24 protein-coding genes are annotated in these 21,756 nt (G+C 36.1%); 2 read left to right on the top strand and 22 right to left on the bottom strand.

Features of this window, described 5'->3' with window-relative positions; genetic code table 11:
* Window positions 1–140: 140 nt before the first annotated feature.
* The 13 genes from deoC to gpr form a co-directional block, all read right to left on the bottom strand.
* On the bottom strand, window positions 141–812 hold the full coding sequence (gene deoC, locus MHI47_RS11625) for a deoxyribose-phosphate aldolase (protein ID WP_093538500.1): 672 nt from the start codon (window positions 810–812) through the stop codon (window positions 141–143).
* Window positions 813–928: 116 nt separating this feature from the next.
* Window positions 929–1,084 carry a hypothetical protein gene (locus MHI47_RS11630; protein WP_340832105.1) on the bottom strand — a complete coding sequence of 52 codons (156 nt, stop codon included), beginning with the start codon at window positions 1,082–1,084 and terminating at the stop codon, window positions 929–931.
* A gap of 60 nt (window positions 1,085–1,144) precedes the next feature.
* Window positions 1,145–2,485: a tRNA (N(6)-L-threonylcarbamoyladenosine(37)-C(2))-methylthiotransferase MtaB gene (mtaB, locus tag MHI47_RS11635; RefSeq protein WP_340830919.1), complete on the bottom strand. Its 1,341-nt coding sequence runs from the start codon at window positions 2,483–2,485 to the stop codon at window positions 1,145–1,147.
* A gap of 15 nt (window positions 2,486–2,500) precedes the next feature.
* Window positions 2,501–3,241: a 16S rRNA (uracil(1498)-N(3))-methyltransferase gene (locus MHI47_RS11640; protein WP_340830920.1), complete on the bottom strand. Its 741-nt coding sequence runs from the start codon at window positions 3,239–3,241 to the stop codon at window positions 2,501–2,503.
* 11 nt (window positions 3,242–3,252) lie between these two features.
* Entirely contained in the window at window positions 3,253–4,197 is a 945-nt protein-coding gene (gene prmA, locus MHI47_RS11645; RefSeq protein WP_340762746.1) for a 50S ribosomal protein L11 methyltransferase, read from the bottom strand.
* Window positions 4,198–4,211: 14 nt separating this feature from the next.
* Window positions 4,212–5,339 carry a molecular chaperone DnaJ gene (gene dnaJ / locus MHI47_RS11650; protein WP_340830921.1) on the bottom strand — a complete coding sequence of 376 codons (1,128 nt, stop codon included), beginning with the start codon at window positions 5,337–5,339 and terminating at the stop codon, window positions 4,212–4,214.
* A gap of 248 nt (window positions 5,340–5,587) precedes the next feature.
* Complete coding sequence (gene dnaK, locus MHI47_RS11655) at window positions 5,588–7,414, bottom strand: molecular chaperone DnaK (protein ID WP_093538495.1); 1,827 nt, start codon at window positions 7,412–7,414, stop codon at window positions 5,588–5,590.
* Window positions 7,415–7,499: 85 nt separating this feature from the next.
* On the bottom strand, window positions 7,500–8,042 hold the full coding sequence (grpE, locus tag MHI47_RS11660) for a nucleotide exchange factor GrpE (RefSeq protein ID WP_340830922.1): 543 nt from the start codon (window positions 8,040–8,042) through the stop codon (window positions 7,500–7,502).
* Between the two features lie 15 nt (window positions 8,043–8,057).
* On the bottom strand, window positions 8,058–9,095 hold the full coding sequence (gene hrcA / locus MHI47_RS11665; protein WP_340830923.1) for a heat-inducible transcriptional repressor HrcA: 1,038 nt from the start codon (window positions 9,093–9,095) through the stop codon (window positions 8,058–8,060).
* Between the two features lie 95 nt (window positions 9,096–9,190).
* Complete coding sequence (gene hemW, locus MHI47_RS11670) at window positions 9,191–10,324, bottom strand: radical SAM family heme chaperone HemW (RefSeq protein ID WP_340830925.1); 1,134 nt, start codon at window positions 10,322–10,324, stop codon at window positions 9,191–9,193.
* 66 nt (window positions 10,325–10,390) lie between these two features.
* Window positions 10,391–12,220: a translation elongation factor 4 gene (gene lepA / locus MHI47_RS11675; protein WP_340830927.1), complete on the bottom strand. Its 1,830-nt coding sequence runs from the start codon at window positions 12,218–12,220 to the stop codon at window positions 10,391–10,393.
* A 61-nt stretch (window positions 12,221–12,281) separates the two neighbouring features.
* A complete protein-coding gene (gene spoIIP, locus MHI47_RS11680) occupies window positions 12,282–13,106 on the bottom strand; it encodes a stage II sporulation protein P (RefSeq protein WP_093538490.1) in 825 nt (274 codons plus the stop codon).
* 54 nt (window positions 13,107–13,160) lie between these two features.
* Complete coding sequence (gene gpr, locus MHI47_RS11685) at window positions 13,161–14,177, bottom strand: GPR endopeptidase (RefSeq protein ID WP_340762751.1); 1,017 nt, start codon at window positions 14,175–14,177, stop codon at window positions 13,161–13,163.
* Between the two features lie 148 nt (window positions 14,178–14,325).
* On the opposite strand from gpr, the gene rpsT reads away from it, so the two are divergent.
* A complete protein-coding gene (rpsT, locus tag MHI47_RS11690) occupies window positions 14,326–14,574 on the top strand; it encodes a 30S ribosomal protein S20 (RefSeq protein WP_093538488.1) in 249 nt (82 codons plus the stop codon).
* Window positions 14,575–14,668: 94 nt separating this feature from the next.
* Here the strand turns inward: rpsT and MHI47_RS11695 are convergent, their stop codons facing one another.
* The 6 genes from MHI47_RS11695 to holA form a co-directional block, all read right to left on the bottom strand.
* Window positions 14,669–15,103: a hypothetical protein gene (locus tag MHI47_RS11695; RefSeq protein ID WP_340762753.1), complete on the bottom strand. Its 435-nt coding sequence runs from the start codon at window positions 15,101–15,103 to the stop codon at window positions 14,669–14,671.
* 260 nt (window positions 15,104–15,363) lie between these two features.
* The gene (locus MHI47_RS11700; protein ID WP_093538486.1) at window positions 15,364–15,558 is read right to left on the bottom strand and encodes a hypothetical protein; all 195 of its coding nucleotides are present in this window, start codon (window positions 15,556–15,558) and stop codon (window positions 15,364–15,366) included.
* The gene (locus MHI47_RS11705; protein ID WP_340762755.1) at window positions 15,548–15,745 is read right to left on the bottom strand and encodes a hypothetical protein; all 198 of its coding nucleotides are present in this window, start codon (window positions 15,743–15,745) and stop codon (window positions 15,548–15,550) included. Before MHI47_RS11705 ends, MHI47_RS11700 begins: the two co-directional genes overlap by 11 nt.
* Before the next feature lie 72 nt (window positions 15,746–15,817).
* Window positions 15,818–16,348 (bottom strand): DUF4269 domain-containing protein, encoded by a 531-nt coding sequence (locus tag MHI47_RS11710; protein ID WP_340830928.1) that lies wholly within the window; start codon window positions 16,346–16,348, stop codon window positions 15,818–15,820.
* 40 nt (window positions 16,349–16,388) lie between these two features.
* Window positions 16,389–16,622: a DUF3953 domain-containing protein gene (locus tag MHI47_RS11715; RefSeq protein WP_340762758.1), complete on the bottom strand. Its 234-nt coding sequence runs from the start codon at window positions 16,620–16,622 to the stop codon at window positions 16,389–16,391.
* A gap of 52 nt (window positions 16,623–16,674) precedes the next feature.
* Entirely contained in the window at window positions 16,675–17,679 is a 1,005-nt protein-coding gene (holA, locus tag MHI47_RS11720) for a DNA polymerase III subunit delta (RefSeq protein ID WP_093538482.1), read from the bottom strand.
* Window positions 17,680–17,834: 155 nt separating this feature from the next.
* Between holA and MHI47_RS11725 the strand changes: the two genes are divergently transcribed.
* Window positions 17,835–17,969 carry a YqzM family protein gene (locus tag MHI47_RS11725; RefSeq protein WP_090563866.1) on the top strand — a complete coding sequence of 45 codons (135 nt, stop codon included), beginning with the start codon at window positions 17,835–17,837 and terminating at the stop codon, window positions 17,967–17,969.
* A 94-nt stretch (window positions 17,970–18,063) separates the two neighbouring features.
* Here MHI47_RS11725 and MHI47_RS11730 read toward each other — a convergent pair whose 3' ends face one another.
* From MHI47_RS11730 to MHI47_RS11740, 3 genes are all read right to left on the bottom strand, one after another.
* Window positions 18,064–20,154 (bottom strand): DNA internalization-related competence protein ComEC/Rec2, encoded by a 2,091-nt coding sequence (locus MHI47_RS11730; RefSeq protein WP_340830929.1) that lies wholly within the window; start codon window positions 20,152–20,154, stop codon window positions 18,064–18,066.
* Between the two features lie 173 nt (window positions 20,155–20,327).
* Window positions 20,328–20,909 carry a ComE operon protein 2 gene (locus MHI47_RS11735; RefSeq protein WP_093538481.1) on the bottom strand — a complete coding sequence of 194 codons (582 nt, stop codon included), beginning with the start codon at window positions 20,907–20,909 and terminating at the stop codon, window positions 20,328–20,330.
* Between the two features lie 69 nt (window positions 20,910–20,978).
* Window positions 20,979–21,602, bottom strand: coding sequence for a helix-hairpin-helix domain-containing protein (locus MHI47_RS11740; RefSeq protein WP_340832048.1), 624 nt, complete (start codon window positions 21,600–21,602; stop codon window positions 20,979–20,981).
* Window positions 21,603–21,756: the final 154 nt, after the last annotated feature.

Raw genomic sequence — 21,756 nt, forward strand, 5'->3', positions numbered from 1 at the left:
AGCACATAACCTAGTGCTATGTACTAAAAAATTATACCGTATTGTAAAGACTTGGTCAATACTTTGAGATATAATTTTTACTTTATTTAGTTAGAAATTTAATCTAACAACTAATTTAGAGCAATTATGCCAAGTAAAAATTAATAATCAGATTTACTTTCTAATCCTTTTACAATTTCTACTCCAGAACTTGCACCAATTCTTGTTGCTCCAACTTCAACCATTGCTTCAACGTCTGCTAAGTTTCTAACACCACCAGAAGCTTTCACGCCTAAGTCAGGTCCTACAGTTTCGCGCATTAGTTTTACAGCTTCGATTGTTGCTCCTCCAGTAGAAAAACCGGTAGAAGTTTTCACGAAGTCCGCACCTGCTGCTTTAGATAATTCACTTGCTTTCGCAATTTCTTCATTTGTTAATAAACAAGTTTCTAAAATAACTTTTACAATCGCTTTATCTTTTGCAGCATTTACTACAGCTTCGATATCTTTTTGTACTAAGTTATAATCTTGGTCTTTTAACGCACCAACATTTAGTACCATATCAATTTCATCTGCACCATTTTCAATAGCATTAGTAGTTTCGAATGCCTTCACTGCTGAAGTACTTGCGCCTAAAGGGAATCCGATAACGGTACAAACTTTTACTGGACTTTCTTTTAGAAGAGACGCGCTTAAATTTACCCATGTAGGATTAACACATACGGATGCAAAATTATATGTTTTAGCTTCCTCACATAATTTTTCAATTTGATTTTTAGTTGCGTCTTGTTTTAGTAAAGTATGATCTATTAATGCTGCAATATTTTCAGTCATTAGTTATTCCCCTTTCAAGATGTACGTACCTCTTTATAATACTCTTAATTACCGGTAAAGTGCAAGCATAGTGGTTACTTTGAGGGTCAATAGTATTTTTCTCTCTATATGGCTATTTATTCTGGAATTTTTATTTTCTCATGAATTTGTTTTAGTAGCTTTGTTTGGGCCTTGAGTTGCCCTACAATTGTAACCATAAACCAAATAACAAAAATTAAGGGAACGAAATAAAATATAAATAGCAAACCTGGTAGTAAAGCCGTCACTTCCAATACAGCACCTCCTAATTTCAAATAAAAAAGCCGGTGAAATATTAATCACCGGCTTTATATTTATACTAATTCTGCAACTTCATCTAGAACACGAACGAATTGTCCTTCATTGTAGGGATAACCAGCTTTTGTGATTTTCACACGAACTAATTTCCCTATTAAATCCTCAGATCCAGGAATGACAACCTTTAGGTAGTTATCTGTATAGCCTTCAACCATATTAGCAGCTGAATCTAGTTTATAAGCTTCCTCCGGTATAATTTCAAGTACTTCCCCTTCAAATCTAGAAGCATATTCTACCGCCAATTGATCATTTAATGTGATTAATCGGTGTACTCGTTCATTTTTCACATCTTCATCCACTTGGTTTTCCATTCTTGCGGCAGGCGTTCCTGTACGTTTTGAGTATGGGAAAACATGCAGTTCAGAGAATTTTTGGTCACGTATAAAGTTAAATGTCTCCATGAATTCTTCCTCTGTTTCACCTGGAAAACCAACAATAACATCCGATGTTATCGCAAGTTCTGGTAAAGCAACTCTTAAACGATCTAAGCGATTCGCAAAAAATTCCATTGTATATTTTCTACGCATTCTTTTCAATACAGTATCCGAACCAGATTGAATAGGGATATGCAAATGTCTTACCACAATCTTAGAATCTCTTAAAACATCAATTACTTCGTCTGACAATTGACTTGCTTCAATCGAGCTAATACGCAGTCGTTTTAAGCCTTTTACATTGTTTTCAATATCTCTTAAAAGTTGTGCTAAATTATAATCTTTTAGATCTTCCCCGTATCCACCTGTATGAATACCTGTCAGAACTATTTCCATATAACCAGCATCTACTAATTGTTGCGCTTGTCTCACTACTTCTTGTGGATCTCTTGAACGCATAAGTCCACGAGCCCAAGGGATGATACAAAAAGTACAGAAGTTATTGCAGCCTTCTTGAATTTTCAAGGATGCTCGAGTTCTGTCTGTGAATGATGGTACATCCAATTCTTCATATACTCGATTTTTCATAATGTTCCCTACAGCATTGATAGGTTTACGTTCTGTTTTATATTGTTGAATATAATCCAACATTTTGGTTCTTTCCTGTGTACCTACAACTATATCTACTCCTGGTATTGCCATAATTTCTGCAGGAGAAGTTTGAGCATAACAACCAGTCACACAAATAACAGCATCTGGGTTTTGACGAACAGCACGACGAATAACTTGACGACTTTTTTTGTCTCCCGTATTCGTGACAGTACAGGTATTAATAACATATACATCTGACTGTTTTTCAAATTCAGTCCGGCTATACCCATTTTCCTTAAATAATTGCCAAATGGCTTCAGTTTCATAGTGATTTACTTTACAACCTAACGTATGGAATGCAACGGATGACAAGTTCTCACACCTCTTTCATTCAAATTCATAAGAAATTGCTGACAGCGCATATAACGGTGCAGTTTCAGTTCGAAGAATCCTAGGTCCTAGCGCAATTGTCTGAAAATCATTATCTAATAATAGCTTTATTTCTGCTCGATCGAGCCCACCTTCTGGACCAAATACGATGAGTATCGATTGTTTATCATACACGTTTTTTAATTGTTCAGCAAACTTTTGTCGTTCATCAGTTTTGGCGTCTTCCTCATCCGCCACATACTTTACATCGTATGCTTTGGACAATTCAACTAACTCTTTTATAGAGACTGGATTATGTATTTGTGGAATGGTAGAACGATGTGATTGCTCAGCTGCTTCCTTAGCAATTTTTTGCAATCGAGCTACTTTCTTTTCGTTTTTAGACTTATCCCATTTCACGATAGATCTTTTTGCTTCAAATGGATAGAGTTCGTACATTCCCAGTTCTGTTGCTTTTTGCGTGATCAATTCCAGCTTGTCTCCTTTTGGTAGACCGCAAACAATTGACACTTGCTTTGGCATTTCATTGGTGTTGAGTAGAACCTCTTTAACCTTTAAATGGACAGCTTTTGAAGACCCATCTAAAATTTCCATCGTATATGTTTGGTTATTAGCCACAACAAAAACTAGATCACCTGGTGACATGCGCATCACTTGAATCATATGATGCGCATCATCTCCGGTAATTGTCACTGTATTATTCTCACTTATAGGTTCATTTGTAAAATAACGTTGCATGACAATCTCCTTTATTTAACAGGTTTTCTCGAAATAATTGTTACCCAATCTTCCATCATCATGACTTCCTCAATTTCAAATCCTGCATGTTGTAATGATTCTCTTACATCATCTTTTTTCGTAGCAATGATTCCGGAAGTGATGAATAATCCGCCCTCTTTTACAATAGTGAATGCATCATCCGTAAATGTCATGATGATTTCTGCTAATATATTCGCTACGACTATATCTGCTTGTTCGTCCACATTATCTAGAAGATTACCGTGTGTTACACGAACAATATGGTCTACTTTGTTTAAAGCAATATTTTCTATTGCAGATCTAACAGCTACTTCATCCAAATCTAGCGCATGAATTTTAGAAGCTCCTAGTTTTGCTGCTCCGATAGAAAGTACCCCAGATCCAGTCCCTACATCAATTACACTTGAATCTGTTTGAACCGTTTTCTCCAACGCTTGTAGACACATAACTGTTGTCGGATGCGTACCTGTTCCAAAAGCCATTCCAGGATCAAGTTCGATGATTAGTTCATCCGTGTTCACTCGCTCATAGTCTTCCCAAGTCGGTACGATAGTAAATCGATTAGATATTTTCACAGGATGGTAATACTTTTTCCATGCCGTAGCCCAATCCTCTTCGTCTACTTCCTGAACAGAAACAACATTATGTCCTAGATCTATGTCGAAGTTTGTTAAATTGTTGATAGCAAGTTTGATCTCTTCCACTGTTTCTAATAAGAAACTTGTTTCAGCTAAATAAGCCTTCACACGTACACCATCTACCGGAAAGTCATCTGGGTTTAAGCTATAAATTTCACCAAATAAATCTTCTCTTTCTCTTCCTAATTCATCTGAGTCTTCGATAACTACACCACTTGCACCAGCTTCATGCAAAATATTACTTACCGCTTCAACCGCTTCATTTGTAGTATGGATGGATAGTTCAGACCATTTCACTTGCGCCAACTCCTTTATTCGCCTTTTAATGTCTTCTTGATCTTATCAAATAATGAACTGCCTTGCTCTTCTGGAATATCTCCACTGATTTCTGCAAATTCACGTAATAATTGTTTTTGTTTTTCTGTTAACTTTTTCGGCGTAATTACTTTTACTATTACATGTTGATCCCCAACACCGTAGCCATGAACGTTTTTAACACCTTTTCCTTTTAAACGGAAATTGGCTTGTGATTGAGTTCCAGCTGGAATTTTAAGTTTTACTTTTCCTTGGACTGTTGGAACTTCAATTTCATCACCAAGAGCTGCTTGTGCATATGTCAAAGGTAGCTCGTAATAAATATCGTCGCCATCGCGTTCAAAACGTGGATCTGCTTTAACACGGAAAACGATATATAAATCGCCCGCTGGTCCACCATTTGCTCCAGGTTCACCTTGACCACTTACACGAAGCTGCTGCCCATCATCCACACCTGCTGGGATGGTAACTTTAATTTTTTTGCGTTTGTTAACTGCGCCTTTACCATGACATGTAGTACATTTATCTTTAATAATATTCCCTGTTCCTTGACAGTGATTACATGCGCGTTTAGTTTGAACGCGGCCAAATGGCGTATCTTGTGTGACATTTACTTGACCATGACCATTACAGTGTGAACATTTTTCTGGTTTTGTACCAGGTTTTGCACCTGAGCCAGAACATGTTTCACAGTTTTCTTCTTTAGATACTTCTATTTCTCTTTCTTTACCAAATACCGCTTCTTCAAACTCAATAGTCATGGAATATTGAAGATCATTCCCTTTTCTTGGAGCATTGGGATCACGTCTTCTTGAACCTCCGCCACCACCGAAGAATGAACTAAAAATATCTTCAAAACCAAATCCATCAGCACTACCGCCACCAAATCCACCAAATCCTTGGTTTGGACCTGCGTGACCAAATTGGTCGTAAGATGACCGTTTTTGTTCATCACTTAATACTTCGTATGCTTCGGAAATTTCTTTAAATTGGTCTTCCGCTCCAGCATCTTTGTTAATATCTGGGTGGAATTGTTTTGAAAGTTTACGATAAGCTTTTTTTATCTCGTCTTGAGTTGCGCTCTTAGATACACCAAGAACCTCATAATAATCACGTTTATTCATCTTTCACTCTCCTGCTCTGTTAACTTGCACATAGGAATAATTGTACCATGTACAAAATCCTAATAGCAAAACTTTGAAAATTTAATCATTCGGATCATGCCTGTTTCAACCTAAGAATATGACTTTAAAATCATATATGCTTGAATATCAATAATGAGAAATAAGACATTCCTGTTTTGCCTATACAGTAAGAAAAGCCAAAGCCGGAACCGGTCTTTGACTTTTTGCTTACCGACACTTCAACAATCTTACTTGTCTTTATCGTCGTTTACTTCTTCAAATTCAGCATCTACAACACCGTCATCAGTTGGACCAGCTTGTTCACCATTAGCTGCAGCATCTGCTTGTGCTTGTTCATACAATTTCATCGTAAGTTGTTGTACAATTTCATTTAATTTATCTTTTTTCGTTTTGATGTCTTCTAAGTTTCCAGCTTCTAAAGCAGCTTTTAACTCTTCTTTAGCATCTTCAGCAGATTTTTTCTCTTCTTCTGACACTTTATCTTCTAAATCTTTCAATGTTTTTTCAGTCATGAACACTAATTGATCCGCTTCGTTTTTCACTTCAGCTTCTTCTTTACGTACTTTATCAGCATCTGCATTTGCTTCAGCTTCTTTTACCATACGCTCGATTTCTTCGTCAGAAAGGGAAGAATTCGATTGAATTGTAATATTTTGTTCTTTTTGAGTACCTAAGTCTTTTGCTTTAACATTTACAATACCATTTTTGTCGATATCGAAAGTAACTTCGATTTGTGGAACTCCACGTGGTGCTGGTGGAATATCTGCTAATTGGAAACGTCCAAGTGTTTTGTTATCTGCAGACATTGGGCGTTCACCTTGAAGTACATGAATATCAACGGCAGGTTGGTTATCTGCTGCAGTCGAGAATGTTTGTGATTTTGAAGTAGGGATTGTTGTATTACGTTCGATTAACTTAGTAAATACTCCACCCATTGTTTCAATACCTAAAGAAAGTGGTGTTACGTCAAGTAGTACAACGTCTTTTACATCACCAGTTAAAACTCCACCTTGTACAGCAGCACCCATTGCTACTACTTCATCAGGATTTACGCCTTTATGCGGCTCTTTTCCAGTTTCTTTTTTAATAGCGTCTTGTACAGCAGGAATACGAGTAGATCCACCAACAAGAATGATTTTATCGATTTGAGAAGCAGATAATCCAGCATCTTTCATCGCTTGACGAGTTGGTACCATTGTACGTTCAACTAAATGAGCAGTTAAATCGTCAAATTTCGCACGTGTCATCGTTACTTCTAAGTGAAGCGGTCCAGCTTCTCCTGCAGTGATGAAAGGAAGAGAGATTTGAGTTGATGTTACACCCGATAAATCTTTTTTCGCTTTTTCAGCAGCATCTTTTAGACGTTGTACAGCCATTTTGTCTTTAGACAAGTCGATACCATTATCTTTTTTGAATTCTTGTACTAGGTAATCCATTAATACTTGGTCAAAGTCATCTCCACCAAGACGGTTATCCCCTGCTGTAGCAAGTACTTCGAATACGCCATCGCCAAGCTCAAGGATAGATACGTCAAATGTACCGCCACCTAGATCATATACTAGAATTTTTTCGTCATGATCCATTTTATCTAAACCGTATGCAAGTGCAGCAGCAGTAGGTTCGTTAATAATACGTTCTACTTCCAGTCCAGCAATACGACCAGCGTCTTTAGTTGCTTGACGCTCTGCATCATTAAAGTAAGCAGGAACTGTAATTACAGCTTTCGTTACTTTTTCACCTAAGTATTCTTCTGCAAATCCTTTTAAATATTGAAGAATCATTGCTGATACTTCTTGTGGAGTGTAATCTTTTCCTTCAGCTGAAACTTTTTCGTTCGTACCCATTAAACGCTTAACTGAAGCGATTGTATTAGGGTTAGTGATAGATTGGCGTTTTGCAACTTCCCCAACTTGTTTTTCACCATTTTTAAAAGCAACAACAGATGGAGTCGTACGGTTACCTTCTGGATTCGGAATTACTTTTGGTTCTCCACCTTCTAATACAGATACACATGAGTTTGTTGTTCCTAAGTCAATACCAATAATTTTAGACATTTAATTTTCCTCCTAATATATAACTAGCTATTCTTTTTTGGGTATTCCAATTAATTTCATAAAAATAAGTAATGATGAAAATGATTTATTCGTTTACTTTGACCATGGAAGGTCTTAATACTCGGTCTTTTAACTTGTACCCTTTTTGCAACTCTTGAAGCACTACTCCGGATTCTTTTGAATCATCTTGCTCTTGCATAACAGCTTGGTGGAAGTTCGGATCGAATGCTACACCTTCTGCTTCGATTGCTTCCAAACCTTCTTTTTTAACTGCTTCTAGAAGAGTACGGTAAACCATATCTACTCCTTTAACTAAAGAAGCTGCTTCTTCAGAAGTCGTTTCAACTGCAAGTGCACGTTCAAAATTATCAAGCACAGGCAGAATATCCGTTAAAACGGATTGAGCACGGTATTTATAATCCGCTGCTTTGTCTAATTGTACCCGACGCTTGTAATTCTCAAAGTCCGCTCTAAGACGAATAAGCTTATCTTGTTCTTCTTCGATTTGCTGTTTAGCCAGAGTTAGTTCATCTACTTCTTCCGCAACTTCTTTCGGCTGTTCAGACTCTGCTTGAATAGTTTCTTTTACTTCTTGCTCTTCTAAGTTTTCATCTTTGATTTCTGACATTGTTCGGAACTCTCCTTATCCTTGATGTCCATGTAATATTTTCGATAATTCTCTAGATAAATCACTACTCATGACATCTAGTAATGACACGACTCTCCTATAATCCATTCGAGTCGGACCAATAATCGCTATCGAACCCACTTGCTCTTCACCAATACCATATGAGGCAGTAATAACACTACATCCCTCCATGGCAAGATCATTGTTTTCTGATCCAATGCGAATTTGAATTCCCTTTTTATCCAAATGGAAAATACCTGGAATTTGGTTTACATGATCCATCCAATTCATAATACTCCGTGCTTTTTCTACATCATTAAATTCTGGTTGGTTCAATATTTGTAACTTCCCACCATAATACACCTTGTCTTCATGCTCAATAGTCATCGCTTGGTTAAGCGATCCAAAAAGATTATTCAGACGACCGTTATTTTGTTGCAGCACATTTAGCGTTACCGCCTCTAGCATTGCAGGGAGTTCATGCAAATATACCCCTACTAGACGTTCGTTGATCAGATTGATCATACGTTCGATATCAGATGCCTGAAAATTTTCAGGGATAGAAAATAGTCGATTCTCTACATGACCACTGTCTGTAACAATTATCGCTACAGCAGAATCACTGGAAAGTGGTACAATCGAAAATCGTTTAACACGATGTTTTCTCACATCTAAGCCTAACATAATAGAGGTATAATTCGTTAGTTCCGATATAATTTCAGCGGATTTGCGAATTATTTGCTCCGTCTCCACCTTTCGTTCCTCAAAGATAGAACGAATTTGTTTTATCTCACTTTGCGAAATTCTTTGTGGAGTTAACATATTATCGACATAATAACGGTATCCCTTTTGTGAAGGCACACGACCAGACGAAGTATGTGTTTTTTCTAAAAAGCCCATTTCTTCTAAATCTGCCATTTCATTTCGAATAGTAGCAGGACTAAATGGTACTTCCTCCTTTTTCGAAAGCTGACGAGATCCAACTGGTTGAGCGGTATCGATAAAATCATCTACCGTTACTTGCAATATTAATAATTGCCTGTTTGTTAGCATGATTATCACCTCTGTTAGCACTCGTTCAAAGAGAGTGCTAATACTCATATAAAACTTATCAAATCTACAGAAAACTGTCAACGATTTAGCTTTAATTATTTCAAGAAATATTGAAACACTTCATTTCCCATAAACCTTCCACGGGAAGTCAGTCTTACACAATTATTTTCCAGAACTAATAATTCCCTCTGAAGTAGCTCATCTAGTTCTTTTCCGTAAACATCACGAAGGGTTAGACCATATCTTTCCTCAAATTTTGCAAGTGATACACCCTCATTCTTACGTAAACCAAGAAACATTTCTTCTTCCATTTTTTCCACGTTTGTCACTTCTTTTAGCATCATAAGAGGTTGTTCCCCTGTATCGATTGTCTGCATGTATTTTTTTATTGGTCCATGATTGGAGTATCTCTTACCATTCACATATCCATGAGCACCAGCACCTAAACCGATATATTCATCATTATTCCAGTAAAGTAAATTATGTTTTGATTCTTTTCCTACATATGCGAAATTACTTATCTCATATTGAATATAACCATGACTTTGCATTTCCTCTAAAAGATAACCATACATCTCCGCTTCTAAGTCTTCTCCTGGAAGAGAGAGTTTCCCTTTGGATAGTAGATTATAAAATATTGTTTTTGGCTCAACTAACAATGAATAAGCCGAAATATGTGGAATTTTTAAGCGGAATGCTTCCTGCAAGGATGCTTTCCATTGATCCATCGTTTGGTTTGGAAGTCCATACATCAAATCTATACTTATCGAAGGGAAATCAGTTTGTTTGGCATGATTAATCACTTCATAGACATGATCATTCGAATGGGTTCTTCCTAATACTTTTAAAAGGTCCTGATCAAAGGTTTGGACTCCCATACTTAACCGGTTCACACCGAATTCGCGCATCTTTTGCATTTTATCAAGTGTCAGCTCATCTGGATTAGCTTCCGATGAGAATTCTGTGACATGCTCCATTGGTATATATGTGGTAATCAGCTCTAATAATCGATCTAATTGGTCTACTGATAAAGAAGTTGGAGTACCACCCCCAATAAATATCGTTTCAATTTCTGCTTTTTGTAAATCATTTGCCCACAATGCCATTTCTTTTCCAAGTGATTCAATATATTCATCTACCGGTTGGTTATGAAAGAAAAATTTATTGAAATCACAGTAATTACAAATTTGATGACAGAAAGGAATATGTATATATACGCCTCGTACCATAACTATCCCTACTTTCTTCTTCCATATAGGAAAAAGGAGGCTGCTAGTGCCTCCCCCTTCGTTTTATTATTTATTTGGCTCGTCCATTTTCAGAACAGCCATGAAAGCTTCTTGTGGAACTTCCACAGAACCTACTTGTTTCATCCGTTTTTTACCTTGTTTTTGTTTATCTAGAAGTTTTCGTTTACGAGAGATATCGCCACCGTAACATTTAGCTAAAACGTTTTTACCGATTGACTTAATAGTGGAACGAGCAACAATTTTTTGCCCGACAGCTGCTTGTACCGGAACTTCAAACTGTTGTCTCGGTATTAATGCCTTAAGTTTTTCGACTATTAGCTTACCGCGTTCATAGGAGAAGTCACTATGAACGATAAAACTAAGTGCATCCACTTTTTCGCTGTTTAGTAAAATGTCCATTTTAACTAATTTGGATTCTTTATAGCCTATTAAATCATAGTCAAAAGAAGCATATCCTTTTGTACTTGATTTTAATGCATCAAAGAAGTCATACACAATTTCTGATAGTGGAATTTCATAAATAATATTCACACGAGCTTTTGATAAAAAGTCCATAGTTACAAAGTTCCCACGTTTGCGTTGACACAGTTCCATAACGGAACCAACATATTCTTCTGGGACCATAATAGATGCTTTAACATATGGCTCTTCAATTTTATCTACTTTTTGTGATTCTGGCATCATGGAAGGATTGTCCACTTTTAGGATTTCTCCATTCGTAAGTTTCACATCATAGATAACACTTGGAGCAGTAGTTATTAGATCAATATTGAATTCTCGTTCAATACGTTCTTGAATGATTTCCATATGTAGGAGACCTAAGAAACCACAGCGATACCCAAAACCTAATGCTTGGGAAGTCTCTGGCTCAAATTCAAGTGCGGAGTCATTCAATTGTAATTTTTCTAAAGCATCACGTAAGTCAACATATTTTGTATTATCGATTGGATACAACCCACAGAATACCATTGGATTCATCTTTTTATATCCAGCCAAAGCTTCAGTAGCAGGGTTGTCAGCTAATGTAATCGTATCCCCAACACTCGAGTCCCCTACATTTTTCATAGAAGCTGTTAAGAAACCAACATCACCAACAGTCAGTTCAGAACGTTGTGTTGTTTTAGGGGTAAATACACCCGTTTCTACAACATCAAATTCTTTACCTGATGACATCATTTTAATCTTGTCACCTGGTTTTACTGTTCCATCTATGATACGGATATATACGATAACTCCACGATAAGGATCGAATAAGGAGTCAAATATTAATGCTTTTAATGGTGCATTTGGTTCTCCAGTTGGAGCAGGCACTTTTTCTACAATTTGTTCCAGAATTTCTTCAATACCAATTCCTGCTTTTGCGGAAGCTAATACCGCTTCGGAAGCATCCAGACCAATAACATCCTCCACTTCGCCTCTAACACGTTCGGGGTCAGCTGCTGGAAGGTCGATTTTGTTAATAACAGGAAGGATTTCCAGGTCGTTATCTAAAGCCAAATAAACATTTGCAAGTGTTTGCGCTTCAATCCCTTGTGCTGCATCTACAACTAAAATAGCTCCTTCACATGCTGCTAAGCTACGAGACACCTCATAAGTGAAATCGACATGTCCAGGGGTATCAATAAGATGGAAGATATACTCTTCGCCGTCTTTTGCATTATAAGTCAATTGAATAGCATTCAATTTAATGGTAATCCCGCGTTCTCGTTCTAGATCCATTGAATCGAGTAATTGATTTTGCATTTCTCGGGATGTTACAGTTTGTGTTTTTTCTAATATACGATCCGCAAGGGTAGATTTCCCATGATCGATATGCGCTATAATCGAAAAGTTACGTATTTTTTTCTGTCGTGCCAGTCTCTCATCATTATTCATGCTTGTTCACTCCTAATTAAACTATAATGAATTATAGCAGTGAACAAGCGATTCATCAATGTTAGGATGTAATTTGTTGATGAAAAAGATTTGAAACAGCTTTTGCCAAAATAGCAATCGTTCTATTTACTTCCACTTCTGTACTATCGATTCCGCCTAATTCTATTAAAATAGCATTCTTCGATAAATCCTGGTTATATACACCATTTACACCTTTTCCAGATTTCACTACTACACCTCTAGAAATCCCTGGGACTAATTTATTTAATTGGATAGAAAGATTATTAGCTAGCTGTTCATTCCATTTGTGGTTGGCATGTTCTCCACCAACTACAATATATATCTTGGCATAACTCTCATCCCCAACTTGAAGAGTAGCTATGTCTGCCTTAACTGCATCTCTATGAAGGTCTAAGACAATATCATACTCATCATGCGCCAATGCTTCCTGAACAAAAGGCCGTATCGAATTATACTGCCTCGCATCTCCTGTAGTCTCAGGCCCCAATATGTCCGTTTCTAATTGATGAAATGCAAATTGAGAAGTTATCTGCTCTTGAAAAGAAGTAATATTGTTTTCCGGATGATAAGTTGCAATTTTGTCACCTTTAGCAGCTAGCATGGGCTTAAAGGCTTCTTGAGAATGGGTAAAATAGACAAAAGCTTTTTTGGGTTCCAAAATTTCGGAAACAGCAGCAGTTTTTGTATCTAACTGTGCAGCATATACAACCGCTGTCTTACTTTCTTCTTTCGGGGGTGCTTCTTGTTCTGTAGCTGTCTGAAGCTTTTGTTGCGGAAAAAGAGGCGTTTGGACGGTTGCAATAATAATAGGTGCTAAAAATAAAAGTAATAAAATGCTAACTACATTCTTTAAGGACTTAGCCATAATTTCCACTCTCCTCACACAATCGTATGAAGAGAGCAGTAATTTTAGAACAGTTTATCTTGTTGTTATCCAACTTTCTATGCCATTTGAAAGTAAATATGCATAGTGTTCCACCCATGCATCCGTCTCTTTAGGGGTTACGAACAATGATGGATTCTTACCAACAAATACTTCCTCAAATAATTGTCTTTTTTCGTCTGTAGACCACGTAACCCATTCTCCAAAAATCGGCTGTAGTACAGATTTATCTATGGTTGGTTTTTTGCTAGACACCATTGGAGTAACTGCTAATGCAGCAGAGGGACTCCCTTTTTCCTCCACCTTTGAGGCAATATAGTGAATTACCTGCTCCATTGCATCTGCATATAAAACCGGTCCATCTACAACCATTGGAATCCCAATAGCTGTGACAGGAACACCATATACCTCTTCTGAAATCTCTTTTCGTTGGTTACCAACACCTGATCCTGGATGTATCCCTGTATTCGTCAGCTGAATCGTTTTGCATAAGCGTTCGCTATTCCTAGCTGCTAAAGCATCTAATACAATGATTAAATCTGGTTTATATGCTTTACTAATCGCTTCGACAAAATCACTCGTTTCAAATCCGGTTTGTCCTGTTACTCCTGGTGCATACATTACCACCTTTATCTTCTCTGTATTTTGAGTCAAAGAAGAACCTTGCAAATACTCTATTGCCTTCGGACCAATTGCGTCAGGCGTAATAGTTGCATTACCTAGTCCTATGATTAATATCTTGGAATCCTTCGAAAGATTTAAATCTTGATGTATTTCTTTAAGCTTTTGAATAAATATTTTTTCTATTGGCTTGAAGCTATCTTCCTCATCTGGACTCACCGTCAAATCTGTTAAAGTAATGTACTTACCCTTCTTCTTTCCTAGTTTCTTTTCTCCCTCTTCATTTACCTCAATGGATGTAATAAGTACTGCTCCCTCTCGATTTTCGTCGAATGAAATGCCCTCGGAGTTTTTTAATGTGTTTTTTTCGCCACCAGTTCGATGCTTTACCATTTCATCCGATTCGTCTAATAAATCAGTTCTTCCCCACATATAATCACCTCTTTTTTAGTGTGGTCGAAGTGTCAAGTAAATATTCTTTGCATTTATATATTGCAATTTGTTTTTGTGTTTGTTAAAATAATGCTTGTTGTATTAGAAAGAAATGTATCATCTCAGACCTATTTAGGAGGTGAAAGGTATGCCGAACATTAAATCCGCTATTAAACGTGTTAAGACAAATGAGAGATTAAACACTCAAAACGCAAAAGCAAAATCAGCAATGCGTACTGCTGTAAAAAAAGCTGATACTGCTGCTCTTAATAACGAAGAAAACGCACAAGATCTTATTAAAACTGCAATTCAACAACTTGAAAAAGCAGCTTCTAAAGGATTAATTCATAAAAACGTAGCTTCTCGTAAGAAGTCTCAATTAATGAAAAAAGCGTAATAAAAAAAAGACTATCCGATTTTTTTGGATAGTCTTTATTTTTTATTCCAAAGATTTTAATAGAATAAGATCTGATATTGAGAAGTGGGCGATGTTATTCTCCTCCACCGCCACCACAATCCCCTCCACTACCGCTATCTCCGTGAAAACTAGCGCTACTGCCGCTACTAATACCTACATTTCCACAATCCCCATTTCCTCCACCATAGTAACTCCATGCATAGGTGCTTGCTGATACGGTAACAGGTCTCTTATCTCCATAATGAGATTTTGGCTTCATCTTTGTAATTTCAAATAATGAGGGTAAAATACCGCCACCAATTAGTGACGAAATAAGGAAACTTGCTGTACTAAAATCTGTTGCTACTAATATAAATACTGCAAAGGTAGCCATGAGTCCAATGATGAGTATGAATTTAATCACTTCTAAGCTAAAACCGAGTTTAAATACTAAATAGATGAGATGGGCTATTTTATATACAACGGTAATAGCAATACCTGCAAAAATCACCATAAATACAATATTCATCTTTATCCCTCCCAATCGTAAATTTATAAATAATTGTACTAATTTACGTTAGAATATTCAAAAAGTTTCACAATTCCTTTACTATTATAAGTATTTTGCGGATGCTCGTTCTTTTTCATGCTAGAAGGGTGTGTGCTTCATTAATTTTTGACGTAAAAAAAGAAACCATTTTCAAATCCAAATGGTTTCTCATTCTCAAATACAGCTAAACCTACAAATTCATAAGAGGTAGCTTCACTAAAGTATACATATTTTATAGTTCACTTTAGCAACGGTTTGCTTAACAAAGACTTTTTCCAAATAATTGTTGCCATTAGAAGCAAAATACCAACCATTGCTCCAATAAGTTGATCTAATAAAAGTTCTCCAGCTCTAAAATAACGAATTGTAAAAGTGCCTCCAAAAATAACAATAATCGTGCTAGCTAATTGAATAAAATAAGTATTAATTTTCATATTTATTCCTCTTTGAATCCATAACAGGTTTTCTACTTAAACCAAATACGGTGGCAGAAAAGATAAAAATAGCAGTACATAACCACATTGTAATTCCATTCAGTTGTCCATCAAAAAGAGTGATATTCGTCAAAATTATTATTTGCATCAAACATACTGAAATGAATAATACTAAGGTATATTGCATTTATATCCCCTCCTTAACTTTTATACGATTGAAAAGAGAATAAGATACATTTTTATCTAATTCATCCATTACTTAAATAATTTCCAAACGTCTTCCATACTGTAACAAACTCTCATATGGGTCTCCATCTAAGTCAAAAATTTTACAAAAAGCAGGCTCAGTTTTCATACCTTCTTTTTTTAATCGTATTACTTCAGCTCTAATGTAGGGAAATTGTTCCAATAAAGCATTTTCAATTATCATATGTAGAAAAGCGTACTGTTTTTTTACGGGCTGCGATTGAGCGAATAATTCAAATTCAAACCCGCCAAATACAAATTTTGCTTTAACTACTGGGACCCCTCTGATTATTAGCCTTTTTAAAAAGAATTTTTCTTTACCTCCATACAATGTTTCAATCCTTTTCTCATACAGCAATAAATCAGAGACATCCATTATAATATCTAAATCAGAACTTACTATATCAATTCCAATGGGAAATGTACCACAAAGTGTTGGGTTATATTCCCTTAAGTCAGCCATTATTTCTAAATTACTAATAGCATTATAAGCATTAATTTGTTTTTCATTTCCTAATTGTAAGTAATCTATTGTATCGAACATTTTAGGTCCCCCAAAAATAATTTTAGAGTCTTTTTTTCCATTAATTCAATAAAAACCCCTGTATGGAAACAAAGAAAATAAATATAGAAACCGCCATGAACATGTACCCTTCAAATCTTTTTCTGTCTTTCTGAAATTCAGATAAACCTGAGAGCAGCATAAACGCACCTAAGAAGAACATCATAAAAGGCAGTGACTCGAAATTTTTACTTAAAAGACTGTAACTTGAAAAAATAATAATAATTAATGCTAATATAAATTTAGTTATTTTCATCAATTACTCCCCCTATTAACAGTTATCGAATCTCTTTCATCTACAAATTTCTCTATTTCAACAAAAACATCTCTAAGATGCGATCACGGTTTATATTGAGTGTCTTTAATTGCAAATCGACTGTTGCTAGATCATTCAGTGTTTGCAATAGTTTTTGTTCATTGTGAAGCATAGGGTGATCTATTAATAACTTAACTCGATATGGATGTACTTTCAACTGATTGGCAATCTGCTGTGCATGATAGCCTTTTTTCTTTAAATGACTAACTTGCACCATTAATCTAACTTGCGTTGCTATTAATGCATTTAGTTTCAATGGGTCTTCTTTTCGCTTTAATAAATCGTGATAAATTTCAATCGCAACACTCTTATTGCCCGAAAGATATGCATTTCCTAGTGTAAAAACATCCTGCTCTAATGTCCGAACTAAAAGCTTCTTGATAGTATCCACATCAATTTCTGGCTCTTCACCAACATATGTAGCTATTTTTGTTAGCTCCGTTTGCAGATGTACAAGATCGGTTCCTCCAAGTTCAATTAGGCAATCTATCGCCCCATCAGACATCGTTTTCCCATGGGAAGAAAGTTCATGTAAAATCCACCCTTTTAAGTCATGAACCTGTAAACTAGCTGACTCTATTACATTTGCCGCTTGCTTCATTGCCTTGGTGATTTTCTTGCGTTCATCTAGTTTCTCATATGGTGCTATAAAAACGGTTATTGCCGATGGTGAAGGTGATTTAAGCCACTCTTCTAGACTCAATGTGTCATGAGCTATTTTTTCTTTTCCTTTTTCCGTTGCTTTTAAGAAGAAAGCATTTTTGGCAATTACAAGTTTCTTATCTGAAAAGAAAGGAATAGTATCCGCCTCATACATCACCTCGTCGACTTTGCTTTCCTCCATATCAAAAGTGATCACTTCTAATTCGCCTTGGTCACTTAATTGTCTTTTAATTCTTTTTAAAGTTTCTTCGATAAAATACGCTTCTATCCCGTATAATAAATACACAGAAGAAATGTTATTATTGGATATTTGCATCCACTTTTCTGAAATCATATTAAGTGCTCCCTGCTATGTATAGTTAAATTTCATTATATCGTAAATACATGGATAAATTGTGACATTATGTGCCTAACTAGAAAAAGAAAAGTTTGTTTATAGATTTTTCATAGGCAATCCTTTATAATAAGGTGGAAATAGGAGGGGTAACAATGAATGAATTTGAACAAAATGTCCAGTCGAAACGTAACGACGCGATCGATTCTGGTGTAGGTTTTGTAGTCTCCTTTGGTTTTTTTGCAATCATGTTTGTTATTGCAACAGTTATTGAGTTCGTAGCTCGATAAAGTAAACTTCAATTAGTGAGATATTCTTCAATCATCCTGATTGAAAATGAAAAGGGTTTTGCCTTGTGAAGGTAAAACCCTTTTTTCGTTTACTTTATGGAATCATAACAGACATGTCTCCACTTTTATTAATTTTGACTTCGATTGTACCGTTCATTCCAGTCTGTAAATAGGGAATATCTAATTTTCTTAATCGCTCCACTACTTCCGGATGAGGGTGACCATATCGATTCTCAAATCCAGCTTGGATAATCGCTACATCTGGTTGTACTAATGTCAAAAACTGTTCAATACTAGATGTTTTACTGCCGTGATGCCCCACTTTTAAGACATCCATTTGGTGTAATATATGTGAATAATACTCCACCAAATCCAACTCACCTTGTTCCTCTAAATCACCAATGAATAATCCATGAAAGTAATTATTTCTCATAGAAAGCACAAGGGAGTCATTATTTCCTTCATATATTTCATCCATTGGATATAAATATTGAAAGTGAAAATAATCTGAAACGATAATATCTCCTGCTTTCTTTTCGTATACCGGGATTCCTCGTTTCTCAATTTCCATCCACAAATCATTCATCACTTCCTTCTCCCCAGATCCCGGTGTAATATGAATTTCTTTAACTACTACTCCCCTCAATACTTCTTCTGCACCTTCCATATGGTCAGCATCTGCATGCGTAATAATTAACGTATCGATAGTATTGATCCCTTTTCCTTTTAAAAAAGGTAATACAACCTGCCGACCAATTTCATATGGTTCATTTGTTTGCTTCCAACTTTCTTGATCAAACCTTAATAATCCCCCAGTATCAATCATAATTATTTGTTTTCGAAAAGGCATTTCAATGAGGATGCAGTCACCTTGTCCGACATTTACAAAAGAAATTCTTGTAGAGGAATCGAAATAAGGTGAAATCTGAATGAATCCTATAACGAATAAGAATAAGATGATGCTTATAAACCTACTCTTTTTTCTTTCTAAAGAAACAAGTAAAAAACATACGCTTAAATATGCTATTAATACTATTTCAACAGCAGGTTTAGCCGGATTCCACATCTGGTATGGTAGAGTACCTAACTTCAAAATGAAGATATCTAGCATCCCTCTAGCAGGTTCATAGAAAAGAAATAATACTTCTGAGATAGACGGTAAAATAAAGGTTAGCAATAGAATCAAAAGATTGAGGGGTAAAATGACAAAAGAAAATAACGGAACAAAAACTAAATTTGCGAGAAAAGAAGAAATAGAAACTTCATAAAAGTGATAAAGAAGAATGGGATATACGATGAGTTGGCAAACTGCAGTAATAATAAAGGATTGAAATAAATAATAATGACTTGATTTCAATAATATGGAGGAGAAAATAAGGGAAAAAGCGGCTAAATAGGAGAGTTGAAAACCAATTTGGAATATAATCCAAGGTGTTAAAAAAACAAATCCGATAATACTTAGCGAAAAAGCATCATCTATAGCTATTTTTCTTTGTAAAAGCATTGAAATCAGTACAATTTCTGTCACCGAAACGGATCTCCAAACGGAAGGAGCTCCACCTGCAAACAAAGCATATAAAGGTAAAGTAATTATAAGCAACCAGTTCGCTGTTTCTCTCGTTACACCCAAACGAATCATCATTTCATAGATTAACCAAACGATTAACGCAACATGGAGACCTGAAATAGCGAATAAATGGGTTATACCGAGCGTCTCATAGGCTTTTTGCATATCAGTGGACATCTGCTCCCTACTTCCTATTAGAAGCGCTTCAGCCTCTGCTTGGAGGGATATTGGGAAGTGTTCCTGGATATGCTGCTTCATTTTAAAACGTTGCCCTGCCATAAACGTTATAAAACCCGATTTCTGTTCAAGTAGTTCGTATTGAGATATCTGAAGTTGTCCAACAGAACCATTACTTTTTAAATAACTTTCCATATCAAATGCATATATATGTGCCTTAGGTCTATTAGGAGTTTCTTCTGTCACAACATTCATAGTCAAACCGGCAAGCGAATGTCTTTGGAAGGCTTCCTTATGTTGCTCACTTTCAAGTTTTAATTGAACATACCACTTATCCTTGTTCTCCGATATAGCAAAACCCCTCATAGTGCTCCCATTGATGCGATAAGTATCAGTCCATGTAATTTCAGTGACTCTTTGCTCAGATGGAAGAACAGGCATCCTCTCCTCCGTCCAAAAAAAGCAACCGACTCCAACGCTTAAAGCAATGACTATTAAAGATATCGGAAACTGTTTATATAAAAGCAGAAGTAGAATTATAATCAGGAAAAAAAGGATAAGGGTAGATTCATATGCAGCTATTACACCGATTATAGCTGTTATTGCAATATATATTAAATTCCCACGGAAGTTGTTAATCCAAATAGGTCAGCCACCTTCTTTTCATATGGTTCCATTTCTTCACTACTGGCTCCTTTTTCTCTTAGCTTTGAAATCAGCTCTGCGTAAAGCGCAACTTTTTCATCACTTAGAAAGTCTATCTTTCTTTCATCAAAAGGCACATAAATAACCTCGACTCCAGCTTTGTTTAATAATTCAATGGCATAGGTGTTGTTTTTATAATCTTGAGCATAGTAGAGACGACTAATACCAGATTGAATAATCGATTTTGTGCATGGAAGACACGGGAAATGAGTGACATATAAGTCTGCGCCACTTACTGTAATCCCATACTTAGCGCATTGTAAAAGAGCATTCATCTCTGCATGTATCGTTCGAACACAATGGTTATCTACAACATAACATCCATGATCAATACAATGGTCGCCACCAGAAATAGATCCATTGTATCCTCCAGCCATAATACGGCGGTCACGAACAATCGTTGCACCAACAGCAAGACGTGTACATGTGCTTCTTAGTGCAAGTAAATGGCTCTGAGCCATGAAAAATTGATCCCAAGTAATTCTCTCCATATAACTACCCCCAAAATAATATTTCTTTAAGTGTAGTAGTTTGTGTAAGAAACATCAATAATGCATTTATTATTTTACCGTTATTAATGGTTCGAGTTTCTCAAATGTCTTTTGTCCAATACCTGTCACTTTCGTCAAATCTTGTTTTTCCTTGAAGGCTCCAGACTGCTCCCGATGAGCAATAATAGCCTCCGCCTTAGCAACACCAATACCAGGTAAAGTAGTCAGAACTGTGGCATCTGCATTATTTATGTTCACTAATGATGACTGTGAACTGCCGTTAGTAGCTAAAGGTGATTCTTCTACTTCTTCGCCTTCTTTTGGAATATAAATAACCATTTCATCTTTTACACGCTCTGCATGATTGATATGTTTGGAATTACTAGACTCTATGTAACCTCCAGCCATTTCAATCGCCTTTAACACACGGTCTCCTTCAGAAAGCTCATAGACTCCTGGCTTCATCACAGCACCTTTTACTTCTACGAATACTATGGGGTCTTCTACATATTCAATTGTTTCTTCTACAGTAAGATTTTCTTTTAAAGGGATAGTTGGAATGAAATCGGCTTGGGGGGTTGCCGATTTTAAAAAGGATTGAATACTGATAAACAGTATTATTCCTATAACTACTACTGGGAGTAATAGCTTTTTCTTATATTTTTGGATGAATAGTTGGAGCAGATTTATCAGCCTCTTTCATAAGAGGTAATTATATGGAGTTAAGAAGACTATACTAAATTTACCTCTAGTTGAAAAGAGTTATTTTTATGGAAATAATCGAAATAAAACAATAAAAATAAATAGATATCGAGCGGGTAAGGTAGTTGTCCATCAATTATCCACT

The organism is Psychrobacillus sp. FSL H8-0487, from assembly GCF_038008385.1.
GTDB lineage: Bacteria > Bacillota > Bacilli > Bacillales_A > Planococcaceae > Psychrobacillus > Psychrobacillus psychrotolerans.

Bases quoted from the DNA above. Each gene is read 5' to 3' on its own strand.
- grpE (WP_340830922.1), bottom strand. From the start codon at position 8,042: ATGTCAGAAATCAAAGATGAAAACTTAGAAGAGCAAGAAGTAAAAGAA.
- MHI47_RS11725 (WP_090563866.1), top strand. From the start codon at position 17,835: ATGAATGAATTTGAACAAAATGTCCAGTCGAAACGTAACGACGCGATC.
- MHI47_RS11705 (WP_340762755.1), bottom strand. From the start codon at position 15,745: ATGCAATATACCTTAGTATTATTCATTTCAGTATGTTTGATGCAAATA.
- MHI47_RS11735 (WP_093538481.1), bottom strand. From the start codon at position 20,909: ATGGAGAGAATTACTTGGGATCAATTTTTCATGGCTCAGAGCCATTTA.
- holA (WP_093538482.1), bottom strand. From the start codon at position 17,679: ATGATTTCAGAAAAGTGGATGCAAATATCCAATAATAACATTTCTTCT.
- MHI47_RS11695 (WP_340762753.1), bottom strand. From the start codon at position 15,103: ATGAATATTGTATTTATGGTGATTTTTGCAGGTATTGCTATTACCGTT.
- hrcA (WP_340830923.1), bottom strand. From the start codon at position 9,095: ATGCTAACAAACAGGCAATTATTAATATTGCAAGTAACGGTAGATGAT.
- dnaK (WP_093538495.1), bottom strand. From the start codon at position 7,414: ATGTCTAAAATTATTGGTATTGACTTAGGAACAACAAACTCATGTGTA.
- rpsT (WP_093538488.1), top strand. From the start codon at position 14,326: ATGCCGAACATTAAATCCGCTATTAAACGTGTTAAGACAAATGAGAGA.
- MHI47_RS11700 (WP_093538486.1), bottom strand. From the start codon at position 15,558: ATGAAAATTAATACTTATTTTATTCAATTAGCTAGCACGATTATTGTT.
- gpr (WP_340762751.1), bottom strand. From the start codon at position 14,177: ATGTGGGGAAGAACTGATTTATTAGACGAATCGGATGAAATGGTAAAG.
- MHI47_RS11715 (WP_340762758.1), bottom strand. From the start codon at position 16,622: ATGAAAATAACTAAATTTATATTAGCATTAATTATTATTATTTTTTCA.
- hemW (WP_340830925.1), bottom strand. From the start codon at position 10,324: ATGGTACGAGGCGTATATATACATATTCCTTTCTGTCATCAAATTTGT.
- dnaJ (WP_340830921.1), bottom strand. From the start codon at position 5,339: ATGAATAAACGTGATTATTATGAGGTTCTTGGTGTATCTAAGAGCGCA.
- lepA (WP_340830927.1), bottom strand. From the start codon at position 12,220: ATGAATAATGATGAGAGACTGGCACGACAGAAAAAAATACGTAACTTT.
- MHI47_RS11640 (WP_340830920.1), bottom strand. From the start codon at position 3,241: ATGCAACGTTATTTTACAAATGAACCTATAAGTGAGAATAATACAGTG.
- deoC (WP_093538500.1), bottom strand. From the start codon at position 812: ATGACTGAAAATATTGCAGCATTAATAGATCATACTTTACTAAAACAA.
- MHI47_RS11730 (WP_340830929.1), bottom strand. From the start codon at position 20,154: ATGCCTGTTCTTCCATCTGAGCAAAGAGTCACTGAAATTACATGGACT.
- spoIIP (WP_093538490.1), bottom strand. From the start codon at position 13,106: ATGGCTAAGTCCTTAAAGAATGTAGTTAGCATTTTATTACTTTTATTT.
- MHI47_RS11710 (WP_340830928.1), bottom strand. From the start codon at position 16,348: ATGTTCGATACAATAGATTACTTACAATTAGGAAATGAAAAACAAATT.